General features: G+C 64.6%; 17 protein-coding genes. 3 read left to right on the plus strand and 14 right to left on the minus strand.

The window, feature by feature from the left end; translation table 11 throughout:
* Positions 1-7: 7 nt before the first annotated feature.
* On the minus strand, positions 8-901 hold the full coding sequence (locus tag AC07VI_RS22790; protein WP_492992350.1) for a sterol desaturase family protein: 894 nt from the start codon (positions 899-901) through the stop codon (positions 8-10).
* A gap of 79 nt (positions 902-980) precedes the next feature.
* Complete coding sequence (gene queC, locus AC07VI_RS22795; protein WP_086145532.1) at positions 981-1,694, minus strand: 7-cyano-7-deazaguanine synthase QueC; 714 nt, start codon at positions 1,692-1,694, stop codon at positions 981-983.
* Positions 1,695-1,917: 223 nt separating this feature from the next.
* On the opposite strand from queC, the gene AC07VI_RS22800 reads away from it, so the two are divergent.
* Both AC07VI_RS22800 and AC07VI_RS22805 read left to right on the plus strand, forming a co-directional pair.
* A complete protein-coding gene (locus AC07VI_RS22800; RefSeq protein ID WP_492992348.1) occupies positions 1,918-3,828 on the plus strand; it encodes an autotransporter assembly complex protein TamA in 1,911 nt (636 codons plus the stop codon).
* Complete coding sequence (locus AC07VI_RS22805; RefSeq protein WP_492992346.1) at positions 3,828-8,252, plus strand: translocation/assembly module TamB domain-containing protein; 4,425 nt, start codon at positions 3,828-3,830, stop codon at positions 8,250-8,252. The genes AC07VI_RS22800 and AC07VI_RS22805 overlap by 1 nt, the downstream gene beginning before the upstream one ends.
* An 80-nt stretch (positions 8,253-8,332) precedes the next feature.
* On the opposite strand, the gene AC07VI_RS22810 is transcribed toward AC07VI_RS22805, so the two are convergent.
* From AC07VI_RS22810 to AC07VI_RS22820, 3 genes are read right to left on the minus strand one after another with little or no spacing between them, the layout of a single operon-like run.
* Entirely contained in the window at positions 8,333-8,572 is a 240-nt protein-coding gene (locus tag AC07VI_RS22810; protein ID WP_086145529.1) for a hypothetical protein, read from the minus strand.
* Positions 8,569-8,745 carry a hypothetical protein gene (locus AC07VI_RS22815; protein WP_172404733.1) on the minus strand — a complete coding sequence of 59 codons (177 nt, stop codon included), beginning with the start codon at positions 8,743-8,745 and terminating at the stop codon, positions 8,569-8,571. The genes AC07VI_RS22810 and AC07VI_RS22815 overlap by 4 nt, the downstream gene beginning before the upstream one ends.
* A 56-nt stretch (positions 8,746-8,801) precedes the next feature.
* On the minus strand, positions 8,802-11,306 hold the full coding sequence (locus AC07VI_RS22820) for an alpha/beta hydrolase family protein (protein ID WP_492992343.1): 2,505 nt from the start codon (positions 11,304-11,306) through the stop codon (positions 8,802-8,804).
* Between the two features lie 186 nt (positions 11,307-11,492).
* Here AC07VI_RS22820 and AC07VI_RS22825 point away from each other — a divergent pair, with 186 nt between their 5' ends.
* Positions 11,493-12,011, plus strand: coding sequence for a CcdC protein domain-containing protein (locus AC07VI_RS22825; RefSeq protein WP_099375297.1), 519 nt, complete (start codon positions 11,493-11,495; stop codon positions 12,009-12,011).
* Between the two features lies 1 nt (position 12,012).
* Here AC07VI_RS22825 and AC07VI_RS22830 read toward each other — a convergent pair whose 3' ends face one another.
* The 9 genes from AC07VI_RS22830 to AC07VI_RS22870 form a co-directional block, all read right to left on the minus strand.
* Positions 12,013-12,822 (minus strand): hypothetical protein, encoded by an 810-nt coding sequence (locus tag AC07VI_RS22830; protein ID WP_099375246.1) that lies wholly within the window; start codon positions 12,820-12,822, stop codon positions 12,013-12,015.
* Positions 12,823-12,853: 31 nt separating this feature from the next.
* Positions 12,854-13,117: a hypothetical protein gene (locus AC07VI_RS22835; RefSeq protein ID WP_143450709.1), complete on the minus strand. Its 264-nt coding sequence runs from the start codon at positions 13,115-13,117 to the stop codon at positions 12,854-12,856.
* A 138-nt stretch (positions 13,118-13,255) separates the two neighbouring features.
* Positions 13,256-13,522, minus strand: a complete 267-nt coding sequence (locus AC07VI_RS22840; RefSeq protein WP_492992340.1) for a nucleotidyltransferase family protein — start codon at positions 13,520-13,522, stop codon at positions 13,256-13,258.
* Positions 13,523-13,534: 12 nt separating this feature from the next.
* On the minus strand, positions 13,535-14,545 hold the full coding sequence (locus AC07VI_RS22845; RefSeq protein WP_492992338.1) for a DUF4424 family protein: 1,011 nt from the start codon (positions 14,543-14,545) through the stop codon (positions 13,535-13,537).
* Positions 14,542-17,373 carry an ATP-binding protein gene (locus AC07VI_RS22850; protein ID WP_086145525.1) on the minus strand — a complete coding sequence of 944 codons (2,832 nt, stop codon included), beginning with the start codon at positions 17,371-17,373 and terminating at the stop codon, positions 14,542-14,544. The genes AC07VI_RS22845 and AC07VI_RS22850 overlap by 4 nt, the downstream gene beginning before the upstream one ends.
* Positions 17,374-17,381: 8 nt before the next feature.
* Positions 17,382-18,116, minus strand: coding sequence for a hypothetical protein (locus AC07VI_RS22855; protein ID WP_492992336.1), 735 nt, complete (start codon positions 18,114-18,116; stop codon positions 17,382-17,384).
* Entirely contained in the window at positions 18,109-19,479 is a 1,371-nt protein-coding gene (locus tag AC07VI_RS22860; protein ID WP_086145524.1) for a hypothetical protein, read from the minus strand. The genes AC07VI_RS22855 and AC07VI_RS22860 overlap by 8 nt, the downstream gene beginning before the upstream one ends.
* Before the next feature lie 243 nt (positions 19,480-19,722).
* Positions 19,723-20,487, minus strand: a complete 765-nt coding sequence (locus AC07VI_RS22865) for a DUF3108 domain-containing protein (protein ID WP_086145523.1) — start codon at positions 20,485-20,487, stop codon at positions 19,723-19,725.
* A partial coding sequence (locus AC07VI_RS22870; protein ID WP_494808823.1) for a DUF3108 domain-containing protein occupies positions 20,488-21,245 on the minus strand: 758 nt, incomplete at its 5' end.

Consider the following 21,245-nt stretch of genomic DNA (forward strand, 5'->3'; position numbering starts at 1 on the left):
CTGTCGCTCAAGCCCCCTTGCGCAAGCCGGCCGGCAGCTCGGGCGCGCGCACGCCCTCTTCCGCGCGGAACGGTTCGAGCAATTGCGCTCCATACGCGAGCGGGTAATCCGGACGGCTGCCGATGCCCAGGTCCTCGCCCCGCATGCGGTAGCCCGGTGCATCGAAACGCGTGCCCAGCATCCGGTCCCAGCAGGTAAAAAACAGGCCGAAATTCACGTCGCCGGCCGTGCCGTACTTCATGTGGTGGAAACGGTGCAGCGGCGCCCAGGCGAACACATGGCGCAGCCATCCCATGCGCATGTCGACATTCGCATGCTGCAGCAACAGTTCGATGGCCACGGCAAACGCCAGCACGGCCATGACACGCTCCGGGATGCCTAGCAGCAGCAAGGGCAGCATGCCGCCCGCCGCTTCCAGCAGCAGATGCAGCGGGTGTTTCATCCAGCCATTGAAACCGTACAGACGCTGCACGCTGTGGTGCACGGCATGCAGTTTCCACAGAAAATAATAGCGGTGGCTCAGGTAATGCACGAGCGTGATGCCGCAGTCGGCGATGACGATGGCCAGCAGCAGCTGCGCCCAGAACGGCCAGGCGCCGGGCCAGAACGGCCCCAGCGCCAGGTGCCCCGCCAGCAGGGGAAAGGCCGCCAGGCCCAACAGGTACAGCGCCTCGTTGACGAGCGCGTGGACGGCATCGCGCCAGCCGTCGCCTTGGGCGTGGTTCCACGCGCCATCGTAGGGAAGATAACGTTCCGCAAGAAACGAGGTGAGCAGGGCCAGCAGCAGCAAGGGCGGCAAGACCCAGAGGGAATGTTGGCTAACAGCAATTAACCAGCTGGCGGCGCCGATGAAGCCGGCCCAGAACACGGGGCCGTACAGCGCGGCAAAGACGGATGTCATGGCAAGATGCTCCTGTGGCAAAAACCACAGCATGGCTGGTTCCCCTGCCGCGCCGCTTGAAGAAACGGCGCAAAATTCCTTACTTGGCGGCCTTCCTCGCCGCGTATTGCTGGTAGCCGTTGGCGCGCAGGGCGCAGGCGGGGCAAGTGCCGCAGCCATAGCCCCAGTCGTGCAATTGGCCCCGTTCGCCCAGGTAGCAGGTGTGCGTGCCGCTGCGGATCAGGTCGACCAGCGGCTGGCCGCCCAGGTCTTCCGCCAGGTCCCAGCTTTGCGCCTTGTCCAGCCACATCAGCGGCGTTTCCAGCTTCAGACGCGTGTTCATGCCCAGGTTCAGGGCCACTTGCAGCGCTTTCATCGTGTCGTCGCGGCAATCCGGGTAGCCGGAAAAATCCGTCTCGCACATGCCGCCCACCAGCACCGTCAAGCCGCGGCGGTAGGCCACGGTGGCGGCCACCGTCATGAACAGCAAGTTGCGTCCAGGCACGAACGTGTTCGGCAAGCCGTTTTCCTGCATGACGATCTCGACGTTCTGCGTCATGGCCGTATCGGAAATGGCGGAAATCAGCGACAGGTCGATCATGTGGTCGGGACCCAGGCGGCTGTCCCATTCGGGCGAGTGCCGGCGCATCTGTTCCAGCACGCCGGGACGCACGGTCAGCTCGATCGCATGGCGCTGTCCATAGTCAAAGCCGATGGTTTCCACGCGGTTATAGTGCTTCAAGGCCCAGGCCAGGCAGGTGGTGGAATCTTGCCCACCGCTAAAGAGCACCAGTGCGGAGTCAGTTGCTAGCATAATTTCTTTCTTTTCAATTTTATTCTGTTGCAATCGTGCGCGGGGAAACGTGATTCCCGGCGCAAAAAATACTTATTCGTCCGCCATCAGTTTACCTATTCCGGTAACATGCAGTCAGCATTTACTCATCTGGAGCACCATGTTTTCTGCACGACCCATACGGCACACAGCTGCCGGCAAGGCGATACGACCACGAATTTTGGCACAAGTGGTGACAAAAGTAATGGGTCAACTGACACTGGCCGCCGCCGGCAGCGCCATCCTGCTGTTTCCCGCCGCCCATGCGGCCGCGCAGGAAGGCACGCAAGAGAGCGCGCAAGACGCCGCCGCAGACAGCAGCGCCGCCACGGAGGCGGCGACCGCCACGCTGCAGTATGAAGTCAAGGTGAACGCGCCCGGCGACCTCGATGAGTTGCTGGAAAAGAACCTGGACCTGGAACGCTTCCGCGGCAACCCGCGCATGGACCGCGAGCAATTGCAGCGCCTCGTGCGCGATACGCCCGAGCAAGCCAAAAACCTCATCGCCACGGCCGGCTATTACACGCCCGTCGTCACGGTGCGCGTCGATACGACGGGCGCCAAACCCGTCGTCATCGTCGACGTCGAGCCGGGCCAGCCCGTGACCGTCGACAAGGTCGAGCTGGAATTGCGCGGCTTCGACCCCACGCCGCCGCTGGCCGCCTCCGAGCCTTTCGATACGGAAGCCTTGAAACGCAGCTGGCCGCTGAAATCGGGCAGCGTGTTCCGCCAGGCGGAATGGGAGTCCGCCAAGCGCGCGCTGCTGCGCGAAGTGGTGCAGACGCGTTATCCGCGCGCCCAGCTGGTCGATACGCAAGCCGTGGTCGACCCGGAAACGCACAAGGTCTCCTTGCTGGTGGTGCTCGACAGCGGCCCCGAGCTGCGCTTCGGCGAGCTGCGCATCGAAGGCTTGAAGCGCTACGATGCCAGCATCATCCGCAACCTCGACAAGATACGCCCGGGCGACTACTACAGCGAGTCGGCGCTGCAATCGTTCCAGGCGCGCCTGCAGGACACGGGCTACTTTGCCAGCGTGGAAGTGAGTGCCGACATGAGCAGCATCCTGGGCGAGCAGATCGAGGCGGGCCAGGAAAGCCAGCAAGCCGAGGCCGCAGGTGCCGCGCCAGAAGCCAGGGCCGCCAGCCGCGGCCCCGCGCCGCTGCTGCCGCTGGTCGTGCGCGTGACGGAAAACAAGCAACAGAACGTCAGCGCCGGTCTCGGTTTCAGTACGAACACGGGCAATCGCGCCCAGCTCAACTACGACAACCTGAACGTGTGGGGCACGCGCTTCAAGAGCGCGATCACCATGGAAACGAAAAAACAGGCGGCGCACGCCAATTTTTACTTTCCCACCACCGAGCGCGGCTACAACGACAGCGCGGGCGCCTCGTTCGAGCGCAGCGACATTTCCAATGAAATCACGGCCGTCACCACCATCTCGGCCAAGCGCAACTGGGGCGGCACCAACCTCGAACGCAGCCTGACGTTCGAGTTCCTCAGCGAAGACAAGACCGTCGTCGGCCTGGAGCAGACGCGCAGCAAGAGCTTGCCGCTGACCTATGCCATCACCAAGCGCAGCCTGGACAGCCTGCTGTTCCCCACCAGGGGCTACGTCATCAACGCCCAGGTGGGCGGCGCCCTGCTGCCCCTGCTGACGGACGAGCGCTTCGTGCGCGTGGCCGGCAAGGCCGTGTATTACCGTCCGCTCGGTGAAAAGGGCGAGCTGATCGTGCGCGGCGAAATGGGCGCGCTGGGCTCGAAGGAAAAACGCGGCGTGCCGGCCGTTTACCTGTTCCGCGCAGGCGGCGACCAGTCGGTGCGCGGCTACGGCTACCAGGAACTGGGCGTGAAGGAAGGCGACGCCACCATCGGCGGGCGCTATATGCTCACCGGCAGCGCCGAATACCAGTACTGGTTCAAGCCGAAGTGGGCCATTGCCGCCTTCTATGACGCCGGCAACGCGGCCGACACGGTCAAAACGGCCATGACGCCGAAATCCGGTTACGGCCTGGGCGGGCGCTACAAGAGCCCCGTCGGCCCCATCAATGTCGACGTGGCGTATGGCCACGCCGTCCACGCCTACCGTTTGCACTTTTCTCTGGGATTCACTTTCTGATGTCCGATATTTCTACCGAGTCCCACGACGCCGCGCCGCCACCGCCGGCGAAAAAACCGCGCCGCTGGGTGCGCTACGTGCTGATCGCCGTTGCCAGCCTGGCCGTGCTGCTGGGCGCCGCCTTCTGGTTCCTGGGGCGCGAATCGACCTTGCAGATGCTGGTGCAAAAAGTGGCCAGCGCCAGCGGCGGCGACATCGCGGTGTCGGGCGTATCCGGCTCGCTGTACAACCGCATGCACCTGGGCCACGTCAGCTACCGCAGCAAGACGCAGCACATCACGGCCGACAACATCGACATCAACTGGTCGCCGTTCCAGTTCTTCTCGGAAGGCATCGCCATCAGCGAACTGCATGTGGCCAGCCTGTCCGTGGCAAGCACGGCGCCGTCCGAGGAACCGTCGACCATGCCCGCCAGCCTGGCCGCGCCCTTTAAAATCGGCATTGCCGACGCGCGCCTGGACAAGGTGACCCTCGTCAGCGCGGGCGGCAACACGGTGTTTGAAAAGATCCATTTCACCCTGTCGGGCGACAAGTCGCAATGGCAGCTGGAAGACGCCTCGGCCGTCACGCCGTTCGGCCAGGCTACGGCCAGCGCGACGATTGCCGCCACGCAGCCGTTCAAACTGTCAGGCAAGGCGGCCTTGACGCAGATCAACCCTGCCGCCGGTGAAAAACCGGCCGCCCTCGCCCTGCAACTGGGCGGCGACTTGAACCTGCTCAACGTCGCGGCCAAGGGCAGCGCGGGCGCGGCCACGGCCGACGCCCGGCTGGCGCTGGCGCCGTTCGACCCCGTCATCATCCTGCGCTCGGCCAGCATCCGTGGCCGCAACATCAATCCGGGCAAGTTCGACGCCACCATGCCGCAGGCGGACCTGAGCCTGGAACTCGATGCCGCCATCGATACCCGGCCGGCCAGGCAAACCGTATCGGGCAAGCTGGCCATCCTCAACCACGCCACGCCGGGCCCCATCGACCAGCAAAAGCTGCCGCTGCGCCAGTTCGAGGCGCGCCTGGGCGGCACCCTGACGGCCACGACCTTGGAATCGGCCATCATCGATTTCGGCAACGCGGGCAAGTTCACGGGCGGCGGCAAGCTCAACCGCGACGCCGCCGACGCGCCCATCGGCACGGCGCAGCTGGCCTTGCACACGGACAAGATCGACTTGCAGCACATGTACAGCAGCATCAACAGCACCAAGATCGCCGGCGATATCGTGCTCGACAGTGACGGCAAGACGCAAACCCTGCGCGCAACACTGGGCGAAGCCAAGCTGCGCCTGGACGTGGAAGCGACGCTTGCCGATTCCCTCGTGCAATTGCGCAAGGCCACCTTGCAGGCAGGCAAAAGCAGCGTCAACGCGACGGGCCAGATCAGCCTCAAGGATGAGCAACCGTTCAAGGCCGTGGCCAGCGCCAGCCGCCTCAATCCCGCCGACTTCGGCGCCTTCCCCGTGGCCGACCTGAACCTCGACATGCGCGCCAACGGCCATGTGGCGCCCCAGTGGCTGGCGAATGCGGACGTTACCGTGCGCCCCAGCAAGCTGCTCGACCAGCCTTTGTCGGGCAAGGGCAAGCTGACGGCCGATGCGGCCCATTTCAGCGGCATCGACGTGCAATTGGCGCTGGGCAAGAACAACATGACGGCCAAGGGCAACTTTGGCGGCGCCGGCGAAAAGCTGAACTGGAATGTCGATGCGCGCCAGCTGTCCGCGCTGCAGGGCGACTTGCTGGGCACGGTGCTGGCCAGCGGCGTGGTGCAGGGCACGCTGCAGCAGCCGCGCACGAGCTTTGTGGCCGACGCGAAAGGACTGGGCCTCGCCAGCGGCAAGCGCCCGGCAGCGGACAGCGCCATCCACGCCAGCGGCGACGTGGGCTTGACGGGGCCGAAGCAGCAGGCGGCATTGAAAATGACGGGTTCCTTGCAAAAGATCAACCCGGCCGCGTTTGGCGCATCGCTGCCCAACGGCAACGTCAATGCGGACTTCAACGGCAGCGGACGCTTGACGAGCGACTGGCAAGTGGCCCTCAACCTGGCCCTGCGCGAATCGACCCTGCAAAACGCGCCGCTGGCCGGCTACGCCAAATTGTCCGCCAACGCGCAACGCATCGACAGCGTCGATACGGAATTGCGCCTGGGGCCGAACAGCTTGCTGGCCAAGGGCGCGCTGGGCGGCGCCACCGACAAGCTGACGTGGAAGCTCGACGCGCCGCAACTGTCGACCCTGGGCCCCCGCTTTGCCGGCGTGCTGCATGCGGCCGGTTCCGTCTCGGGCAAGATGGACGCGCCCGCCGCGCAGCTGACGCTCGATGGCAAGGACCTGACCTTCTTTGGCGACCAGCAATTGAAAGCCGTGAAAGGCAGCGCCAGCGTGGGCGCCGGCCAGGGCGCGCTCGATCCCATGGTCAGCAGCCTGGAGATCACGGGCTACGCCACGCCCACCTTCAAGCTGGCCAGCGCCCGCCTGGGCACGACGGGCACGCGCGGCAGCCATACGGTCAGTTTGACGGCGCGCAATGACGATTTCGATGCCACAGTGCAAGTCAAGGGCAGCCAGAGCGGCGCCGCCTGGACGGGCACGATCGACAGCCTGCAAAACAAGGGCCGCTATGCGCTCGTGCTGCAGGCGCCCGTGCCCGTGAAGGTGGCGGGAGCGGCCGGCAGCGGCGTGGCGGGCCTGGGCCAGCCCGAGCAGATCAGCGTGGGCAATACCGTCATCAAATTGCCGGCAGGCAGCTTCACCATGCAAAGCCTCGTCAAGAACGGCCCCCGCTGGACCAGTTCCGGCCAGGCGGCCGGCGTGGCCCTGACCTATCTGGCGCAAGTCATTCCTTCGCTGCAGGCCAATGCGCGCAGCGACCTGACCCTGGGCGCGCAATGGTCGCTCGACATGCAGGTGCCGACGGCGAAACAGAAAGATCCCTCGCTGGCCGGCATGCTGCACGTCTACCGCGAAAAAGGCGACGTGACGGTGGGCGTGGAACAGCCGCTGGCGCTGGGCTTGCGCACCTTCGATGCGCGCGTGGATGTCGCCAACCAGCAGCTGCGCCTGGCCGTGAAACTCGACGGCGCGCGCGCGGGCCAGAGCGATATCAATGCCACCGTGCAAATGCTGGGCGGGCGCATCAGCAACGACAGCGCCCTGTCGCTGACGGGCACCACGAATATCGATTCGTTGGCGTGGCTGGCGCCGCTGACGGGCCAGCCGGGCCTGGAACTGGGCGGCGCCCTGAAAGTGGCGCTGTCCGGCAGCGGCACCATCGGCGCGCCGCAATTGAATGGCGACATCAACGGCAGCAAGCTGCTGGTGAACTGGGCCGACCAGGGCTTGAAATTGCGCAATGGCGTGCTGCAAGCCAAGCTGGCCGGCGATCAGCTGCAATTGCAGCGCCTGAGCTTTGACGGCGGCGACGGCAAGGTGCAGGCCGATGGCTGGGTGCGCTTTGCGAATGGCGAAGCGAGCCTGGAACTGAAACTGCTGGCCGACCGCCTGCAGGCGCTGTCGCGTCCCGACCGCACCCTGGTGCTGTCGGGCAACAGCACCCTGGTGCGCAACGACAAGCGCTTCAGCTTCGAGGGCAAGTTCAAGGCCAACCGCGCGCTGATCGAACTGGCGCCGCAGGATACCCCCACGCAAAGCAACGACGTGGTGGTGCTGGGCAAGGAAGCCAAGGGCGGCAAGGAAGCGCCGTCGCTGCCCCTGAATATCGACCTCGAGTTTGACCTCGGCAACAACTTCCACCTGCGCGGCATGGGTCTCGACGCCGACCTGGCGGGCAATGTGCGCGCCCGCGTCATCAACCGCGCCGCGCCGCGCGTGACGGGCAGCATCAAGGTTGTCACAGGTCAATACGCAGCCTACGGCCAGAAACTGTCGATCGAACGGGGCCTGATCGCCTTCACGGGCGCCTACGACAACCCCTCGCTGAATATCCTGGCCGTGCGCAAGCGTCCCGAAGGCGAGGCCCTGTCGGAAACGAATGTGGAAGCGGGCGTGGAAGTGCGCGGCACGGCCCAGGCGCCGACGGCCAAGCTGGTGTCCACGCCAAGCGTGTCGGACAGCGACAAGCTGGCCTGGCTGATCCTGGGCCACGGCGCGGAAACGGCGGCCGGCGATGAAATGGCCCTCTTGACGACGGCGGCAGGCGCCCTCTTCGGCGGCTCCGGCGGCGGCCTGCAGGGCAAGCTGGCCAATTCGCTGGGCCTCGATGAAGTGGGCCTGTCGCAGGCGCAAGGGCTGGAAAGCACGGTCGTCACCGTCGGCAAGCGGCTGTCCTCGCGCGCCTACCTGACGTTCGAGCAGGGCACGAGCACGGCGACGAGCCTGGTCAAGCTGCGCTACAAGCTGAACCGCCGCATCACCCTGCAATTCCAGACCGGCACCAATAATGCGCTGGACGTCCTTTACACGTGGGCGTTTGATTGATGCATTGATTGATTCAACGCAAGCGAAAAACACAAAGGGCGCCGCGGCGCCCTTTTCCTTGCTCTGCCGCAAAGGCAAACTTACTCGGCCACGTCGAGGCCCCGCTCGATCATGCCTTCGACGTAAGCGCGCAGATATTGTTCCAGCGCGGGGCCGGACAGCACGTTGGCCGTCAGCGCGCCGTGCGGCGAGCCTTTCAGCACGCCGTCGTGGTACACGCGCGCAATCCAGGCGACATCGGCGCCCTGTGTATAGTCGAGCTCATAGTCGAACGTTTCACCGCTGACTTTGCGTGTGTAGACTTCCTTGACAATTGTCATCTAAAACAGCCTTTCTTGACGAGATTGGGATGCGGGTGCGGCACGGGATCTTCCTGCGGCACCGGGTGCACGGGGCCCGGGTGGTGGCCGGGCGCTTCCTGCGGCTCCGGCGCCGGCATGGGTTCATCGACAGGCGCCGGGTCGGGCGCGCGGTGGACATGGATAACGGTCATGGCTGGCCTCCCTGCAGACAAAGGAAGACCATACCACGAGATGCGCGCCGCTGCCCTTATTTGCCTGCCGGCTGGACGTCGGCGGCTGGCGGCGCCGCGTTCTTCACATATTTTTCCAGCCAGTTGTTGCTTTCATACAGCATCTGCATGATCGATTCGCGCGCGCGGTAGCCATGGCTTTCGTTCGGCAGCATCACCAGCCGCGCCGTGCCGCCCAGGCCCTTGACGGCCTGGAACATGCGCTCGCTCTGGATGGGGAAGGTGCCCGAGTTGTTGTCCTGTTCGCCATGGATCATCAGCAGGGCATCCTTGATCTTGTCCGCGGAATTGAACGGCGACATGGCCTGGTAGACGGCCGGCGCCTGCCAGAACGGGCGCTCTTCCGCCTGGAAGCCGAACGGCGTCAGGGTGCGGTTGTAGGCGCCGCTGCGGGCGATGCCGGCGCGGAACAGCCGCGTGTGCGCCAGCAGATTGCCCGTCATGAAGGCGCCATACGAGTGGCCGCCGATGGCGATGCGGTTGCGGTCGGCCACGCCACGGCGCACCACTTCGTCGACGGCCGCCTCGGCATCGGCCACCAGCTGCGGCAGGTAGGTGTCGTTCGGCTCCTGCTCGCCGTTGCCGACGATGGGGAACGATGGATTGTCGAGCACGGCGTAGCCCATGGACAGGAAGGCGGCCGGGCCCCAGTAGCTGACGGCGTTGAATTTATACGGCGAGCCCTTGGTCTGGCTGGCGGCGCTGGCTGTCTTGAATTCCTGCGGATACGCCCACATCAGGGTCGGCAGCGGGCCGTCGCGTTTCACGTCATAGTTTGGCGGCAGCATCAATGTGGCCGTCAGGTCGACGCCGTCGGCGCGCTTGTAGCGGATCAGCTCTTTCTGCACGTCCTTCAGCTGCGGCAGCGGATGGGGGAAGTGCGTGAGGGCCGTCAATTGCGCGGCGCCCTGCTTGAGATTGCGCACATAGTAATTGGGCTGCTCGGTCGGCGACTCGCGCGTGGACAGCAGGCGGCTGCCGTCCTCGTCCAGCACGGCCACCACGTTTTCATAGTAGGGCGCGGCGCTCTGGAACAGGCGCTGCTTCTGTTTCGTCGCCAGGTTCAGGCGGTCGATGAAGGGCCGGTCGCCATCCTTCGATGCGCCCTGGCCGTCGAGCAGGATGGAACCGTCAGCGGCGATCAGCAACCGCGGCAAGCCGGCAGCGTCCGCGCGCATGACGGGCGTGCCCGGATCGTTGTAGCGGTCTTCGAACGAGCCGGCATACACGAGGTCGCCAGGCGTGCCCGCCACGGCGGACGGCTGGTCCGGCTGGATGCGCCACTGCTTGACGGCGCGCGTCTTGTACCACGCTTCGCTGAGCAGGGCCAGGTCGCCGCGGCCCCAGGCCACGCCCGCGTAGCGCGATCCGAGCCTGGCCAGCACGGCCGGTTTGCTGGTAAACGGCGCCGCCTGCGTGTAGACGATGTCGCGGATCTCGGCCGCCCTGGCCGGGTCGCCGCCGTCCTGCGCTTCGGCCCACACCAGGGTGGCGGGCGCATCGACGCGCCAGCTGACGCAGCGCACGCCGGCGGACACGGCATCATTGCCTGGAGGCAAGCCTTCTTCCAGCGGCAGCGCCGCCACCGCGTGTTCCACCTTGCCATTCAGGTCGCGCACATCGATCCTGTGGCCGAAGTCGTGCGCCGGCACGATATACGAATACGGACGCATGATGCTGGTCGTCAGCAGGTGCTTGCCATCAGGCGAAGCCGACACGCGCGAGAACTGGCCCGGCTGGCCGACCAGACGCTGCTTGCCCGCCACGTCCAGCAAGGCCAGCTGCACGGTCGTGTAATGTTCGAACAGCTGCGCGTCCTGCGCGTTTTTCAGCAGGTCGGGATAGGTGCGCAACTGCTTGACGCCGCCGCCGGGCACGCTGTCCTGGATGGACGGGCCTGTCGGAATGCCGCTCGGCACGGGCGCCGCGCCCAGCCTGGCCGGCTTCAGCTGCACCAGCAGGGTCTTGCTGTCGGGCATCCACGAAAAGCCGCGCCCATACACGGTCGACAAAGGCGTGCTGGCCAGCTTGCGCGCCGCTTTCGTCTGCACGTCGAGCAGCCACAGTTCCACGCCCGACGCCTTCACGCCCCTGGCGGGATCGGCAAAGGCGACGTGGGTGAACGCCAGGTAGCGCTGGTCGGGCGACCAGGCCAGGTCGGCGATGCGGGGCGCCGCCGGCAAGCCGCTGACCTTGACTTCCTTCTGCGTATCGATGTCGAGCAAGCCCAGTCCCGTATGGAAACTGAAGCGGCTGGCCGAATACGTGCGGGGATTGATGCGCAGGCCGGCCAGCTTCAGTTCCGGCTGCGCCACCTCGCTGATGCCGGGCAGGGACGGCGTGGGCAGCACGGCGGCCAGGTTGCGTTTCGGGCTCAGGCTCAGGGTCGGCGCGCGCGGCGCATCGACGACGGCTTGCAGCGGTGCGGGCGGCATTTGATAACCGGCATCCTGCGCCATGGCCAGGGGAGACGAGGCCAGCAAGCCTACGGTGATGGGCAACAAGGGGAAGCGAACAGACATGGCACTCCAGTGAGGTGGATGAAAACGATGACCGATGGCACCGCGCCGCTCATGGCGGCAAGGTGTGACAGAACATAGTGCTTTCATGCCATGTAAATGTCAATAAGCAACTTTTGCCATATGACAATTTTCGCCCGCATCGCCATCTGGCTTACAATCGCTGTTTTACCCGTACCCGAAGCCTACATGGAAACCACTACCCTCGCCCTGCTGTTCCTGGTCCCGCTGCTGGTCTGGCGCATCTATTCGCGCCTGAAAAAACTGGTGGCGCGCCAGAAATCGCAGCTGTGGCGGCACTGGCTGGTCGCCGTCGGCTTTCCCGCGCTGCTGCTGTTCCTGGCGACGACGACGAAATTCGAGCTGCTGCCCCTGTCGAGCCTGGGCGGGGCCGCGCTGGCCGGCGGCTGGCTGGGCGTGCTGGGCCTGAAGCTGACGCGCTTCGAGCAGGTGGGCAAGGATTTCTTCTTTACCCAGCACCGCTACCTGGGCCTGGCCATCACGATGCTGTTCATCGCCCGCCTGCTGTACCGCGGCATGGAAATTTACCTGAACACGCGCCTGGACGTGCCCGTGCCGCCGCCGCCGTTCGGCCAGAGCCCGCTGACCATGGCCGCCTACGGCCTCGTCATCGGCTACTACGCCGTGTACGCCTGGGGACTGCTGCGCTGGCGCCAGCGCAGCAAGCCCCTGCAAGCCGCCGAGTAAATCAATAGTACTGGCACAGGCCGGTACACGTCGTCACGGCCAGCGCCGCGCGTATCGTCGCCAGCCCCGGCGCCAGGGCGGGATCAAGGTCCTTGTCCGCGTCGGCCAGGCTGGCCAGCATACGTTCGCGCAGGGGCGGCGCCATCAGACTGGCATTCGCCGTGGCGTGCTGCGCCGCCGCTTCCAGCATCCGCTTCTTTTGCGCCACGCTCCAGAACGGCGCTTGCACGAACTGCACCACGCCAGCATACAGGGAGGTCGAACCCTTGCTGAAGGCGCGCGCGCGCAGGCGCTCCGCACTGCTCACCGCCTGCAGCGGCTGGCTACTGAATTCCTGCTCCATCAGCCCGATCACATGGCCATGGCAATGCATGCCAAAGGCAAACAAGGTGCTCATTTCATCGCCATAATTGGCCAGGTTCCGCGTCATCTGCTCCTTGCTCGCCTTCAGCAGCTCAGCGGCGGGCAGCGACAAAGGCATTGAGAGGGCAAACGTATAGTACGCTTTGCCCAGCCGCATGGCCTGCTCGCACACGGCCGCGCTCTGGTTCATGTCCTGCAGCGCCGCGACGGGCGCCTGGAACAGGCGCGGGCCGTCGGCGATCTGCGCAAACAGCTGCGCCACCTCGGGGTCGCCCAGGCGCGGCAAGCCGCTTTGCGGCGTCGCCTTGTCCATCAGCGCTTCCAGCTGGCCGCTGGCTTGCTGGAAATCGGTATAGCTGTCAGCCCAGGCAGCGGGCGCCACGAAGGCGGAGGAAAGGCAAAGCAGGCGGCCGATGCGGCGCAGCGGCGTGGAAATCGATAACATCATGTTGTAGGGATCAAATAAAGAGGAATCGTCCTCAGGCGGCCCGGTACAGGCGGAACTGGTGCGCCGCCGTATAAAACAGGCCCAGCGCGACAGGCATGTAAATAAATGCAAGCAAAGTCGGTACAAAGGTGTGGATGTCGCGTCCAAGGTAGAAAGGCAGGGCAAACAGCCCCCCCCATACGAAGGGCATCAGCAGCAGCCATGCCCAGCGGTTACCGCGGCCTACCATGGCGAAACTGATGCCCAGTTGCGCGGCCGCCATCAACAGGCCGGCCAGGACCATAGGCGCCGTCATGAAAACGGCCGCGAGGCAATACAGCAACAAGACGACGCCGCACCAGGCGAGTACACGCTTCAGAAAATGGAACAATGGCATGACAGAGCGCAGCATTAAATAATTGGCAATTATAAACAATGTGTATCCACAGTGCAATTAATTGCTTTTTAAATATGTGCCATCGCGTGGCACGCAATGCCAGGCGATGATGGTGACGCGCGGCCAGCGCGCCGCGTAGTCCTTGCTGGCCAGCCGCTGCGCATAGCCGTGCAAGGCATCCCACACGAGGTTGCGCACGGCGCCGGCGCCGATGCAGCAATCAGGCAAGCCCAGCTGCGCTACGGCTTGCAGCGCCTGCATGCACCACGGCGTGGCGCGGGCGATGGCGCGCAGGCGCGCCGCCAGTGCCTGCTGCCCACTCATGCGCTCACGCGCTCACGGCCGGATCTGCGGCGCCACGCCGTCGTTGCTCACCGTGCCTTCGACATTGCCGAAGTACACGTTCAAGTCCTGCTTCGGGCGGAAGTTGCGCAGCTTGACTTGCAAGGTGGTGGGGTTGATCTTGGTGAACGTGCCGGGGAAGCACAGACTGATCAGCTCGTCCGGTTTGCCCTTGATCAAGTTCAAAGTGAAATCCTCGATGCCATTCTTCCAGGTGTTGCCCGTCGTCAAAATGTATGACACCCAGACAGCGTTGACGAAGCCGCTTTCGCCCTGCTGGGCCGCCAGGCGGTTCCACGTCTTGTAGAAGACCTTGTCGCCGCAGTACTTCTTTTCAAACTCGTTGCCATCGCCCAGGTAGGAAGCGCCGGGGCCGGCCGCGACGAAGGGCGCATATTGATGGCGCACGCGCACGACCTTGCCAGCCGGGAACTTCTGTTGCCACAGGTAGATGACCTTGACGGTCCAGGCCGGCACCCATTCCTCGTCGTAGAGCTGGGCCAGCAAGCCCTCCTTGATCATGGTCTTGCTCTGCGCGGCCGTCAACGGCGCCACCTTCTTGTCGAACGGCGTGTGCGACGGGAAATACGCGATCTGCGCGTCCGACAAACCCAGCTGGCGCAGCCGGGCCGTCACGTCGGCGCTGGCGAGCTTGGCGACAAACGTGGTGGTATAGTCCTTGCGCTTGCCGTCCACGTCGACGGTAAACTGCTGCGGCTGGCCGTAATACGTGGGCGAGCCGTGGTAGCCGGCCGCGTATTCGGGCAGCGGGAAGAAAATCGTCTCTTCCACGTCCTTCGCCGATTCATTGAGGAATTCGTACTCGACCTTGATCAAGTCCGTGCTCACGCTGAGCACTTCCTTTTTCATGGCCACGGCATCCGTCTTGCCGAACAGGATGCCGCCTGCGCTGACGGAGCCGATGCCGTCGTTGGCGAGCGCAGGACCGGCCGCCATGGCCAGCGCCACGGCGCAGGCTGCGGCGAGCTTGCGCACGGCCATCATGCGGCCTTGCCCGGTGCGGGATCGACCCTGCGCTGCAGTACGAAAATCGGTTGCGCCCATTGCGTATCCTTCTTTTTCTTGCTCGTGATCAAAGTGAGTTCCGATGGATCGTAGACATCCGTGTTGTGCGTCAACGGCGTCGTCATCAGGTATTGCGCTTCCGTGTTTTTCAGGAATTCGCCCACCAATTGAATATTGCGGATATCCAAATGGGCAAACGGTTCGTCGATGAAGACGAAGCCGCCGGAACCGTCTTCCGATTTCAGCAGGCCGATCAGGAGCACCAGCGATTTCATCACCTGCTGGCCGCCCGACGCTTCGCCATCGTTCATGCCGATCACGCCCTTGCCGTCGAACTTGAAGCGCACGTGCAGGCCCGCCTGCGACAGCTGCACGTCGTCGTTTTCCAGGCGCACGGGGTCGGCATGGACTTCGATGCCGGCCAGTTCGCCCAGCTCCTTGATGTTCTTGCTGTAAGTCTTGATGGTGTAGCGCAGGCGCTCCATGTAGGCGCCGCGGGCATTGCCCGTCGCTTCGATGGCGCGGTTGTTCTGGTAGCGGCGCTCGTCCGTTTCCGACTGGCGGCCGTGCAGCTGGTCCGACAGGCGGTGGTGCTGGTCGATGACGGTGGCGTCGAGTTCCCAGTCGTCGCGCGCCAGGCTGTTTTGCAGGCTGGCCACGCGCAAGTCGACCTGGTGCGCATTCTGGTGCTCGGCCACGAGGGCCGCGCGGCGTGCGGGACGGCGCCAGCTTTTCGGCAAATGGCGCCACGCATGGCGCAGGGCCAGCAAGGCGCGCGCATGCTCGGCGCGCTGTTCGATCTGCTTCTTGTAGCCCAGACGCGCCCCCGCTTCCGCCTCGGACAGGGCCAGGCGCGCGTTTTGCCACACGGTATCGGCACGCGTGCGCGCCACGGTGGCGCTCTTGGTCAGATTCTGCAGCTCGCCCAGGCGGCCGCCCACTTCCAGGCGCTCTTCCTTCAAGGGCTTGGAATTGCGCAGCGCTTCGGCGAATTCCTCCTGGCGCGCACTGAGTTCCTTGGCCGCGTCGACGCCGGCGATGCGCGCTTTCAGGGCGCCCACTTCCGCCGCCAGCTTGGAAATGGCCAGGGTCAGTGTGTCTTCCTGGCCTTCCAGGCCCGGCAGCGAGCGCAGCAGCGCTTCCAGGCGGCCGCTGCGGCCAGCCTGGCCGAAGCGGTAGCGCGACGCTTCCACGAACAGCGAGCGCCCGCCGCGGCGTTCGCGGTGATACGCCTCGGGCGTGATCCACTCCTCGTGGTTGCCCAATTTAAAGCCCGCTTCGACGGAATCGACGCGGGCGATGCGCGACAGCTGCTCGATCAGCCAGCTGGGCACGGGCGCGGAAAATTTCACCACCGCCAGCAAACTCTCGTCCTTCGCCACCGGCGCCGTGACCAGGTCGGGCACGATGAAGTGGCGGTAGCGTTCCTTCTCGGCCAGGCGATAGGCAGCGGCCGCATCCTTGGCCTTGTCCAGCAGGACGACCGAGGCGTAACCGCCCAGCACGCCTTCGACGGCGCCCTGCCAGCGGCTGTCCGTCACTTCGACGATGTCCGACAGCATCGCGTGCGAAATCCCCGCGTCGCGCAGCGCACGGCGCATGCCGCGTACATTGTCCGGCTCCGGCATGGCCGTCTTGCCTTGCAGCGCGGCAATCGTCGCCTGCTCAGCCGCGATACGGGCCGACAGGGCGTCGCGCTGCTGGCGCTGGCGCAGCAGTTCCGCTTCTTTCTGTTCCAGCTGGGCCGCCACTTCGGCGATGTCGCTGCCCGAGTCGGCCGCCAGCTTGTGCAAACGGTCCTTCTGTTCCAGCAGGCTGTCCAGCGGTTTCAGTTTTGCATTGATCAAGGACAAACGGCTCTGCAGACCGATCGATTCCTGCTCCAGCAGGGTTTCGTTCATCTGCGCGTCGGACAGGGCCTTCGCTTGCGCGGCCAGCGCATTGCGTTTATCCGTCAGCTGCTGGTCGGCCTGCGCCATTGGTTTACGCGCATCGCGCAATTGTCGGCTGGCAATGGCTGCCTTTTCGCGCGCCTCGTGGTACTGCAGGCTGGGCAATACTTCTTCCAGCAGGTTGCGGCGTTCCTTATGTAAACCTTCCCACTGGTGGTAATTGGCCACGCGCAGGCGCAAGCCTTCCAGGTTGGTTTTCGACGCTTCCAGTTCCGTTTCGAAGCGTTTCAGCTCCACTTCCGTATCGCGCTGGTGGCGCTTGGCTTCGTCGTAGGCGTCCAGCACTTCCTTGTCGCCGAACACCTGGAACACCAGGTCGAGCAGCTGGCGCGGCGCGTATTCGCACAGTTTGTCCGTTTCGCCCTGCTCCAGCGCCAGCACTTTCGACATGGCCGGCGACAGGCCCGCATTGGCCAGGCGCTTGCGGTAGTTTTCCACGCCGAGCCAGTCGTTGGCGTCCGTGATGTCCTCGATCTGCACATTGCCCGGACGCATCAGATACTGGCGCTTCCAGTCGCCGCCGTTCTTCTGGATCTGGCAAAACAGCGTCACTTCATCGTCGCTGAAGAAGCCGGAACTGCGGAACGGGCGGTTCGACAGCTGCTTGCCCACGTTCTTGTTGTCGACCACGGCGCGCAGCCAGGCCGTCTGCTGGCCCGAGTGGCGCGCATAGTGTTTATACGTGCGCCCCATCGAGCAGTCGAGGCCGAACAGGGTGCGCAAGGCATCGAGCAAGGTGGTCTTGCCCGAGCCGTTCTGCCCCGCGATGGTGATGATCTTCGCGTCGAGCGGAATATTCTTGATGCGCTGCCAGTAATCCCAGTGCACCAGTTCAAGTGATTTGATATGAAACATGGGCGCTTTCAGTGAGGGAAGTCGGACGCAGGCTCGTCGCCCGCGTCAGGCAGGTCGCCGATGTCGGCGGACAGGTCGGCAGACAAGTCAGCGTCCAGGTCGACGGCCACCAGGCGCGCCGGCGCGCGCTTGAAGACGTCGGCCAGGGCGCCGTTGATGATGCGCTCTTTCAGCACGTCGGTGTCCATCATCAGATCCAGCAGCGGGCCTTCCAGGATGACATCGCCGCGCCGCTCGATGAAGCCCAGCTTGGCCAGGGTGCCCAGGTTCATGTCCATGCGCGTCTTCTTGCCCAGCTTGTCGCCGAAGTCCGACAGCAGCGCCTTGTAGGAAATGCCGATCGACGCGTCTTCGGCGCGCGGCAGCGGTTTTTCCGTGCCAAACATATCATTTTGATCATCATCGGCGTGCTGGTGCGTTTCCTGGCGTTCGCGCTTGGGCAGGATGATCTGCGCCCACAGCACCACCAGCAAGGCCACGCCATCGCGCGCCAGGCCGAAGTTGTTGTTTTGCCACACATCGCGCGCGCCGAAGATCTTCGGCTCGATGGTGCGCGTCAGGGCCAAAGTCACATGGTCGGCATACACGTTGTCGAGCAGTTTCAGGCCGCAGGCCAGCAGGCGCGCATCGATCTCGGCGCGGAACAGCTCGTCGGACAGCACGCGCTTGACGAGCTTGTCGTCGCGGCGCAGGGTTTGATGCGTGAGCAGGCGCGCAATCAGGATTTGGGAATCGTCATTCATCGGCTGTGCCGCTATCTAAATCAAGTGAAACATTCAGTGAAAGCGAGGCGATCGACATGGCCGCCACGTGGGGGTCGGTCAGTTGGACCATCTCGTCGGTCGGTGTAAAGGTAATCGGCAAGCGGGCCAGTTCGGCCGTCGCGCCCTGCAGGCTCGCTTCGGACACGTCGCCGAGCAGCGGCAGCATCGAGGCGCGGTACGAGGCCACGGCAAAGCTGGCCGGCAGCAGGGAATCCTGCACGGGCACGCTTTTCGGCCCTTCCTCGCCTATGCTGGGGAAATTGCCCAGGCTGGCGAAGTTCGACAGGCGTTCGAGCAAGTCATCGAGTTCAAGTTGCATGGCGGGGCCGTCGCTGATGGTGGTGGGCGCGTCCTCGCCGCTGGGCAGGCCCGTGTTGGTAACGCCTGCCGCCCGCTCGGACAGCAGTTCCGTTTCGGCCACGTCGATCATCTCGGCCGGTGTGGAGAACAGCGGCACGACGGGCTGGTCGATGGCGCCGTCGGCCAGGCTGGCCAGGTCGTCGTGCAGCAGGAGCCAGCGCTTGATGTCGGTGGTCGACAGGCCGGACTGGCCCAGGTGCACGCGCTGGCGCTCGATCTGGTTCAGGGCGCGCGAAAACATGCCTTGCATGTTCAACAATTTACTTTGCGCCCGGCCGATGGCCTGCGCCGCCTTGTGCGTGGCGCTGTCCGCGTTTTCATCGGAAGTAATCGCCACGAGAATCTCGGAGCCCTTCTCGACCCAGTCGCAGGCCATGTTCCACTTCGCCTGCGCCGTGCGCAGCCGGAATTCGGAACCGGAGGCAATCGCGTCGGAAAATTCTTCCGTCAAGTCGACCAGGCGCCCCAGCAGATGCTGGAGTTGCTCGACAGACACACCGCCCACGGCTTGCGCACCGGCCACCTGCGACAGCAGAAAGCCCATTTCCGCCTCGTCTTCCGTCTGGCCCAGGCCCAGCAGGCTGTCGATGGCCGACAGCACATTGCGCGCCATGGGCGTGACGCGGTACACGCCCTGCTGCGCATCCCAGGCCAGCAACTGGTTCGAGCGCAGGCGCAGCAAGACCGTTTCCAGGCTTTCCGGCAATAAATACGCGAGCTTGGTATTGATGTCGGCGCGCGTATAGGCGGACGTGGCCGCATCGGACGCCAGCTCGCGCAACACCAGCAGACGCACCAGCACGCCATCGAAACCGCCGTGGAACAGGGCCGTAAACACTTGCAGCAAGGGCTGCGCCCGCTTCAAGTGGAAAACCTGCTCGATCTCGTCGGCCGAGATATTCGGCTGGAAATGCGCCTGCAAGGAATCCTGGTGTTCTTGCTCTGTCTGATGTGCATCCGTAGCCACGGCAGCACTTGCCATTATATCAATCATTCTTTTCCGGATGAGTGTTCAGCGGGCGGCGCAGCGGGCTAACGCGGCGCTGCGGGGCGGGGGCGTCAGTATATCAGTTCTGACATGCAATTCGACTGATCGCAGGAGGCGGCAATCCGGGGTCAGGCCGGCCTGGGGGAACGCCTTCCAATGGAAGGCATTCCAATCCCTCAGGACTGACCCCAGTACTTGCTTTGGGGTAAGAAAAACGTTCCCGGCAAACGTCAGTACTTACTTCTTGACGATCTTCTGCAAGGTTTGCTCGACGTAATCGCCGCCATCCGCATCGGCGAATGTCACCTTGACGGGATACCATTCCAGCGACGGCGCCAGCCACAGGTCCACTTGCTGGCCCTTCTTGTCCGGCGGCGGCGCCTTGACCAGGTGGATGGCGGCCACGTCGCCCATGCCCGTGGCGACTGGCTCTTCCTTGACGACCTTGAAGGTCCACGGCTCGGCATCATGCGCGCCGGCGACAAAAAACGCCCATTCCGAGCCGGGGACGAATTTCTCGGGCGCGGCGCGCGCCACGCTGGCCAGTTGCCAGACGGCGCTGTTGCGGTCCTGTTCGCCGCCTTTCAGCGGATAGCTGTCATCGCCTTCGCCAAAGACGATGGTCTTGCTGTCGCGCTTGAAGGTGGTCGTCACGGCATCCTTGCGGAAGCGCTTTTCCACGAATTGCGCCGGCGCCAGGCCGTAATCGTCGACCGTGCCTTCGCTGCGCTGCTCGAGGATCTTGCCGAACAGGGCCGCCTTGGTTTCGGCCAGCAGCGAATACTTGCCGTCGCCCACGCGCCAGTTGCTGACCGATTCGCCGGACAGCCCGATGCCGCGCTGTCTGGCCTTGATCGAATAGACGAGGTCAGCCGATGGCACCAGCTTGTACGGGCGCTTGATGGCGGGATGCTCCAGGGGGGCGTCGGCCATGGCGGGCGTCAGGGCGGCGGCCAGCAGGCTGGCGAGCAAAATGCGTTTCAAAGCAGTCAAAGTGGTCATTTATTTTCCTGTAGCGTCATTGACGCGAATATTGGTCACGGTTTGCGTGGTCAAGGCCCCGCTCGCCTCGGTATTGCGTATTTGTACCGGATACCATTGCATGGACGGCGCCAGCCAGATATCGAGCTGCGACGAATACGTGCCCGGCTTGGGCGGGCGGCGCAGATGCCAGGTCACCAGCCGGCCCATCCTGGTATCGAGTTCTTCCTCGCCCACCAGCTGGAAGCGGAACACGGTCGCCTCCTTTTCCTCGCCGACGAGAATATCGATATTGCCGGCCAGCTGGTTGACGTCGGCGCGGCCGATGGCGGCCAGCTGGAACGGCACGCTGGCCTTGTCCTGCGCCCCCTCCTGCCACGGCGCCGTGGCCGTCGTGGCCGAAAACGTGATGGCCTTGGCGTCGCGGTTGAAATGCGTGGCCGTTTGCGCGCGGCCCTTGCGTTTTTCCGTGGCCGTGACGGGCACGATACCCGTGCCGTCGATCACGCCTTCGCTGGTCAGCACCAGCAGGTTGATGCGCGTGATCAGCATGCTCAAGCCCACTTCCAGCGTCAGCTGATACGTGTCGCCCTTGTTTTGCCACGCCATGGCGGCCACGCCCTTCCATTTGGTGCCATCGGCATCCTGGCGGTCCACCTGCAGCTCGAACTGGGCCGAAGCGGGCACGTTGGTCTTGTAGTGCCGCGCCTGCTCAAGCGCCGGTGGCGGCGGGCCGGGCGGCGCCGGCGCCTCCGCCACGGCCGCTGCGGGCGCCGTGA

It is taken from the genome of Janthinobacterium sp. GW821-FHT03A03 (assembly GCF_059421435.1).

What these genes read in the sequence shown, in the direction of transcription:
- AC07VI_RS22835 (WP_143450709.1), bottom strand. Translation starts at nt 13,117, where the DNA reads ATGACGGCGCCTATGGTCCTGGCCGGCCTGTTGATGGCGGCCGCGCAA.
- AC07VI_RS22810 (WP_086145529.1), bottom strand. Translation starts at nt 8,572, where the DNA reads ATGACAATTGTCAAGGAAGTCTACACACGCAAAGTCAGCGGTGAAACG.
- AC07VI_RS22860 (WP_086145524.1), bottom strand. Translation starts at nt 19,479, where the DNA reads ATGGCAAGTGCTGCCGTGGCTACGGATGCACATCAGACAGAGCAAGAA.
- AC07VI_RS22850 (WP_086145525.1), bottom strand. Translation starts at nt 17,373, where the DNA reads ATGTTTCATATCAAATCACTTGAACTGGTGCACTGGGATTACTGGCAG.
- AC07VI_RS22820 (WP_492992343.1), bottom strand. Translation starts at nt 11,306, where the DNA reads ATGTCTGTTCGCTTCCCCTTGTTGCCCATCACCGTAGGCTTGCTGGCC.
- AC07VI_RS22790 (WP_492992350.1), bottom strand. Translation starts at nt 901, where the DNA reads ATGACATCCGTCTTTGCCGCGCTGTACGGCCCCGTGTTCTGGGCCGGC.
- AC07VI_RS22800 (WP_492992348.1), top strand. Translation starts at nt 1,918, where the DNA reads ATGGGTCAACTGACACTGGCCGCCGCCGGCAGCGCCATCCTGCTGTTT.
- queC (WP_086145532.1), bottom strand. Translation starts at nt 1,694, where the DNA reads ATGCTAGCAACTGACTCCGCACTGGTGCTCTTTAGCGGTGGGCAAGAT.
- AC07VI_RS22855 (WP_492992336.1), bottom strand. Translation starts at nt 18,116, where the DNA reads ATGAATGACGATTCCCAAATCCTGATTGCGCGCCTGCTCACGCATCAA.
- AC07VI_RS22845 (WP_492992338.1), bottom strand. Translation starts at nt 14,545, where the DNA reads ATGATGGCCGTGCGCAAGCTCGCCGCAGCCTGCGCCGTGGCGCTGGCC.
- AC07VI_RS22825 (WP_099375297.1), top strand. Translation starts at nt 11,493, where the DNA reads ATGGAAACCACTACCCTCGCCCTGCTGTTCCTGGTCCCGCTGCTGGTC.
- AC07VI_RS22815 (WP_172404733.1), bottom strand. Translation starts at nt 8,745, where the DNA reads ATGACCGTTATCCATGTCCACCGCGCGCCCGACCCGGCGCCTGTCGAT.
- AC07VI_RS22840 (WP_492992340.1), bottom strand. Translation starts at nt 13,522, where the DNA reads ATGAGTGGGCAGCAGGCACTGGCGGCGCGCCTGCGCGCCATCGCCCGC.
- AC07VI_RS22830 (WP_099375246.1), bottom strand. Translation starts at nt 12,822, where the DNA reads ATGATGTTATCGATTTCCACGCCGCTGCGCCGCATCGGCCGCCTGCTT.
- AC07VI_RS22805 (WP_492992346.1), top strand. Translation starts at nt 3,828, where the DNA reads ATGTCCGATATTTCTACCGAGTCCCACGACGCCGCGCCGCCACCGCCG.
- AC07VI_RS22865 (WP_086145523.1), bottom strand. Translation starts at nt 20,487, where the DNA reads ATGACCACTTTGACTGCTTTGAAACGCATTTTGCTCGCCAGCCTGCTG.